This is a genomic window from Streptomyces zaehneri (genome assembly GCF_032248645.1).
GTDB lineage: Bacteria > Actinomycetota > Actinomycetes > Streptomycetales > Streptomycetaceae > Streptomyces > Streptomyces coriariae.
The window spans coordinates 1-4,629 of the sequence record NZ_JASTTJ010000059.1 but is presented as its reverse complement, the minus strand read 5'-3'; the positions used below and the strand labels follow the sequence as shown (position 1 = coordinate 4,629).

The window sequence follows — 4,629 nt, the reverse complement described above, 5'->3', positions numbered from 1 at the left end:
GAGCAGGAACGACGCGACGCCTTCCCCGACTGGCTGCACACCTACAATCACCACCGCGGACACACCGCGCTGAAAGGCCAACCACCCGCCAGCCGCGTCCCCAACCTCACGGGTCAATACACCTAGGTCACCACCGTCGCGGAGGCGACTGGCGCACGGGAGGGTTTTACGTATAACCTCACCCGTCAATCGCACCTCCCGACAGCCCCCGCACGCTCCCCGAAAGGCCACGATGAGTCGCATCGCCCTGGTCACGCTTGTCGTCGACGACTACGACGAGGCGATCCGCTTCTACACCGAGGCGCTCGGATTCCGGCTCGTCGAGGACGCACCGCGCCCCGACGGCGCCCGCTGGGTCGTCGTGCGGCCGGGGGACCGTCAGGACGGCGTAGGGCTGCTGCTCGCCCGGGCCAAGGGCGAGGCCCAGCGCGCCCGGATCGGCGACCAGACCGGCGGCCGCGTCGGGTTCTTCCTGCACACCGAGGACTTCGCCGGCGACCACGCCCGCATGCGCGCCGCCGGCGTGACCTTCCTGGAGGAGCCCCGCCACGAGGCCTACGGCTCCGTGGCCGTCTTCCAGGACCTGTACGGAAACCGCTGGGACCTGCTCCAGCCCGCCACCACCTGAGAACCACCTGCCGAGGAACACACTCATGACCGCGTCCCACATCGACACCGACACCCTCCGCCGCCTCCCCAAGGCCGTCCTGCACGACCACCTCGACGGCGGCCTGCGCCCCGCCACCGTCGTCGAGCTCGCGGACGCGGTCGGCCACACCCTGCCCACCACCGACCCCGACGAGCTCGCCGCCTGGTACTTCGAGGCCGCCAACTCGGGTGACCTGGTGCGGTACATAGCCACCTTCGAGCACACTCTCGCCGTCATGCAGACCCGCGAGGGCCTGCTGCGCACCGCGGAGGAGTACGTGCTCGACCTGGCGGCCGACGGAGTCGTCTACGGCGAGGTCCGCTACGCCCCGGAGCTGAACGTCAACGGCGGTCTGAGCCTCGCCGAGGTCGTGGAGACCGTCCAGGAGGGCCTGGCGGCCGGTATGGCGAAGGCGGCGGCGGCCGGGACGCCGGTCCGGGTCGGCACGCTGCTCTGCGGCATGCGGATGTTCGACCGGGTGCGCGAGGCCGCCGACCTCGCGGTCGCCTTCCGGGACGCCGGCGTCGTCGGCTTCGACATCGCCGGCGCCGAGGACGGGTTCCCGCCCGCCGACCACCTCGCCGCCTTCGAGCACCTGCGCCGCGAGAACGTCCCCTTCACCATCCACGCCGGCGAGGCGCACGGCCTGCCCAGCATCCACCAGGCCCTCCAGGTCTGCGGCGCCCAGCGCATCGGTCACGGCGTGCGCCTCACCGACGACATCGTGGACGGCAAGCTCGGCCGGCTCGCGGGCTGGGTGCGCGACCGCCGGGTCGCCCTGGAGATGTGCCCCACCTCCAACCTCCAGACCGGCGCGGCCACCTCGATCGCCGAGCACCCGATCACCGCGCTGAAGGACCTCGGCTTCCGCGTCACCCTCAACACCGACAACCGGCTGGTCTCCGGCACGACGATGACCCGCGAGATGTCGCTGCTCGTGCAGGAGGCGGGCTGGACACTCGAGGACCTGCGCACCGTCACGGTGAACGCCCTCAAGAGCGCGTTCCTGCCGTTCGACGAGCGCAAGGCCCTCATCGAGGACGTCGTCCTTCCGGGTTACGCCGCCGCGCTCTGAAGCAGTCCGCGGACATAGGCGGCCTGTCCGACGTGCTGGAGATCGTCGGACAGGACGCTGACCAGCCGTACGCCCAGGGTGACGGGCGGGTCCCAGCGCTCGTCCACGACGCGCTCCAGGTCGGCCGCGGTCAGCGCGCGCAGCGCCTCCAGGCTCTGCGCGTGCACCGCGTCGTGGTACCCGGTCAGCAGACCGCCGTCGGAGACCCGCACCTTCGCGACCTTCGCGTCACTGTGTCCGTACCCGGTGTCCCGGCGCGGCAGGTCGAGGCCGAAGCGTTTCTCCCAGTCCTGGGCCAGCCACACCTGGTCGAGCCCGAAGGCGCCGGCGAGATGGTCGTCCTGGACGCGGGTGAGATGCCAGACGAGCCAGGCGATCGAGTTGGTCCCGGCGGTGGGCCGGGCGTTCAGGTCGTCGGGGTCCAGGCCCTCGACGGCGGCATGGACCTCTTCCCGGATGCGTTGGTAACCGTCGATGAGGATGTCCTTGGCATGCATACGTCCACCATCGCGTACCCCGCGCTCACCCGCCCCCCGTTTCCAGCAGCGCCATCAGCGCCCGCGCCGCCGGGCTGGTCGACCGCGCGGGCGGCAGCAGCGCGACCGTCTCGTACACCGCCTCGCCCGTGCCCTTCAGGGGCAGCGCGGTGAGCGCCTCCCGCTTGTGCCGGAAGTGGCGCGGTACGACGGCGACCCCGAGGTTCTCGTCCACCAGGTCCAGAAGACTGTGCACGTCGTTGACCTCCAGGGCGACGGTGCGCCGCACCCCCGCCTCGGTGAACGCGACGTCGGTGGCGCGGCGCGGCCCCCAGTCCGGATGGAAGTCGACGAACACCTCGCCCGCGACGTCCTGAGGCGTCAGCGCCGCCGACACCCCGGCGAGGCGGTGGTCGGGATGGCACAGCACGTACATCGGCTCGGTGGCCAGCGGCGCGCAGCGGAGCTGGTCGGTGTCCGGCTGGGTCCGGTAGGCGAAGGCCAGGTCGAGCCGGCCGGCCGCCACCTCCTCGCCGAGCGCACCCGAACCGGTCTGCCGCAGCCGGATCTCGACATCCGGGTGGCGTCGCCGGAACGCCGCGAGCAGCCCCGCCACGTCCACCCCGGCGATGCACTGTTCGGTGCCCACGGAGAGGGTGCCGCGCACGACGCCCTGCACGGCCGCCACCGCCTCGTGGGCCGCCCGCACCTGCGCCAGGATCCGCTCGGCCTCGGCCAGCAGCGCCCGGCCCGCCTCCGTCAGCGTCACCCGCCGGGTGGTCCGGACGAACAGCGGGGCGCGCAGTTCCCGCTCCAGGGCGCGGATCGACGCCGACAGGCCCGACTGGGAGACCATGAGGCGTTCGGCGGCCCGGGTGAAGTGCTGGTCCTCGGCGACCGCGACGAAGTGCTGGAGGTGGCGCAGTTCCATGATTGAGAAGCGTAGCCGCACAATTCCATCGGATTCTTCTGTTGGACCACTACCCGCAGGTCGGGTCAGAGTGGGTAGCGGTTCCTGAAACCGACCGATCTTCTTGGAGTCGCGTTGTACACCGCACACCCCGACCGCTACGCCGACATGCCCTACCGGCGGACCGGACGCAGCGGCCTGAAGCTTCCCGCGCTGTCGCTCGGACTGTGGCACAACTTCGGCCCGGACCGTCCGGTCGAGACGCAGCGGGCCATCCTGCGCCGCGCCTTCGACCTCGGCATCACCCACTTCGACCTGGCGAACAACTACGGTCCGCCGCCCGGCGCCGCCGAGTCCGCGCTGGGCGAGGCGCTGAAGGCGGACTTCGCGCCCTACCGCGACGAGCTGGTCATCTCCACCAAGGCCGGCTACCTGATGTGGCCGGGCCCGTACGGCGAGTGGGGTTCGCGCAAGTACGTGCTGTCCTCGCTGGACCAGAGCCTGACCCGGATGGGCCTGGACTACGTCGACATCTTCTACTCGCACCGCCCCGACCCGGACACTCCCCTGGAGGAGACGATGGGCGCCCTGCACACCGCGGTCCAGCAGGGCAAGGCGCTCTACGTCGGCGTCTCCAACTACTCGGCGGAGCAGACCCGCGAGGCCGCCCGCATCCTCGGTGAGCTGGGCACCCCGCTGCTGATCCACCAGCCGCGCTACTCGATGCTCGACCGCCGCCCCGAGAGCGAGGGCCTGCTCGACGCCCTGGACGAGCTCGAGGTCGGGTCGATCGTGTTCTCGCCGCTGGAGCAGGGTCTGCTGACCGGCCGCTATCTGAACGGCATCCCGGAGGACTCCCGGGCGGCGAGCGACAGCCCGTTCCTGAACTCCGAGGCGCTCACCGAGGAGCTCACCGGCAAGCTGCGTGCCCTCGACGACATCGCCAGGTCCCGCGGTCAGTCCCTCGCCCAGCTCGCGCTGGCCTGGGTGCTGCGCGGCGGCCGGGTGACCTCCGCGCTGGTGGGGGCGAGCAGCGCCCGGCAGATCGAGGACAGCGTCGGCGCCCTCGCCAACCTGGACTTCGACGCCGAGGAGCTGGCCCGGATCGACGCGGTGATCAACGGCTGACCCGGACCGGCGCGGTGATCAACGGCTGAGCCGTTCCGTCAGGCGTACGGTCACCGAGTCGCCCTCCTGTTTTCCGATCGCCTTGCGCACTTCGGCATTGACGGGGAGTTCGTGGGTGCCGTCCCCGAGAGCCATGAACGAACTCCGGAACGGATGTCCGTCGACCGTTCCGCGGATCTTGACGAGTCCGCGAGTTCCGAGGAATTCGACGGACTGCGGCCGGACGGCTTAGGTTCTGTCCGGCGGATCATGTGACTTTTTGATTGGTCGCTCGTTGGTTGGGTCATGGGTCGGGGGGATCTGACGAATCGCGAGTGGTTACTGCTGGAGCCGCATCTGCCGCCTCCAGGTGGCCGAGGCGGCCGGTGGAGCGACCACCGCACGGTGCTCA

At 70.9% G+C, this 4,629-nt stretch carries 5 protein-coding genes and 3 pseudogenes; 5 read left to right on the top strand and 3 right to left on the bottom strand.

Annotated elements, in window-relative coordinates; all coding sequences use genetic code 11:
• From QQM72_RS40605 to QQM72_RS40595, 3 genes and pseudogenes are all read left to right on the top strand, one after another.
• Nucleotides 1–126, top strand: a pseudogene (locus QQM72_RS40605) (IS481 family transposase); the annotation flags it as partial.
• A 106-nt stretch (nucleotides 127–232) separates the two neighbouring features.
• Nucleotides 233–628, top strand: coding sequence for a VOC family protein (locus tag QQM72_RS40600; protein ID WP_314225827.1), 396 nt, complete (start codon nucleotides 233–235; stop codon nucleotides 626–628).
• A gap of 25 nt (nucleotides 629–653) precedes the next feature.
• Entirely contained in the window at nucleotides 654–1,724 is a 1,071-nt protein-coding gene (locus tag QQM72_RS40595; protein WP_314225826.1) for an adenosine deaminase, read from the top strand.
• Here QQM72_RS40595 and QQM72_RS40590 read toward each other — a convergent pair.
• Both QQM72_RS40590 and QQM72_RS40585 read right to left on the bottom strand, forming a co-directional pair.
• Nucleotides 1,706–2,221, bottom strand: coding sequence for a mycothiol transferase (locus QQM72_RS40590; RefSeq protein WP_314225825.1), 516 nt, complete (start codon nucleotides 2,219–2,221; stop codon nucleotides 1,706–1,708). The genes QQM72_RS40595 and QQM72_RS40590 overlap by 19 nt on opposite strands.
• 25 nt (nucleotides 2,222–2,246) lie before the next feature.
• On the bottom strand, nucleotides 2,247–3,131 hold the full coding sequence (locus QQM72_RS40585; RefSeq protein WP_314225824.1) for a LysR family transcriptional regulator: 885 nt from the start codon (nucleotides 3,129–3,131) through the stop codon (nucleotides 2,247–2,249).
• A gap of 114 nt (nucleotides 3,132–3,245) precedes the next feature.
• On the opposite strand from QQM72_RS40585, the gene mgrA reads away from it, so the two are divergent.
• Entirely contained in the window at nucleotides 3,246–4,238 is a 993-nt protein-coding gene (mgrA, locus tag QQM72_RS40580; protein ID WP_314225823.1) for an L-glyceraldehyde 3-phosphate reductase, read from the top strand.
• 18 nt (nucleotides 4,239–4,256) lie between these two features.
• Here the strand turns inward: mgrA and QQM72_RS40575 are convergent.
• Nucleotides 4,257–4,463: pseudogene (locus tag QQM72_RS40575) on the bottom strand (DUF1905 domain-containing protein); the annotation flags it as partial.
• Nucleotides 4,464–4,523: 60 nt separating this feature from the next.
• Here QQM72_RS40575 and QQM72_RS40570 point away from each other — a divergent pair.
• Nucleotides 4,524–4,629, top strand: a pseudogene (locus QQM72_RS40570) (IS5/IS1182 family transposase); the annotation flags it as partial.

What these genes read in the sequence shown, in the direction of transcription:
- QQM72_RS40585 (WP_314225824.1), bottom strand. Translation starts at nt 3,131, where the DNA reads ATGGAACTGCGCCACCTCCAGCACTTCGTCGCGGTCGCCGAGGACCAG.
- QQM72_RS40590 (WP_314225825.1), bottom strand. Translation starts at nt 2,221, where the DNA reads ATGCATGCCAAGGACATCCTCATCGACGGTTACCAACGCATCCGGGAA.
- QQM72_RS40595 (WP_314225826.1), top strand. Translation starts at nt 654, where the DNA reads ATGACCGCGTCCCACATCGACACCGACACCCTCCGCCGCCTCCCCAAG.
- QQM72_RS40600 (WP_314225827.1), top strand. Translation starts at nt 233, where the DNA reads ATGAGTCGCATCGCCCTGGTCACGCTTGTCGTCGACGACTACGACGAG.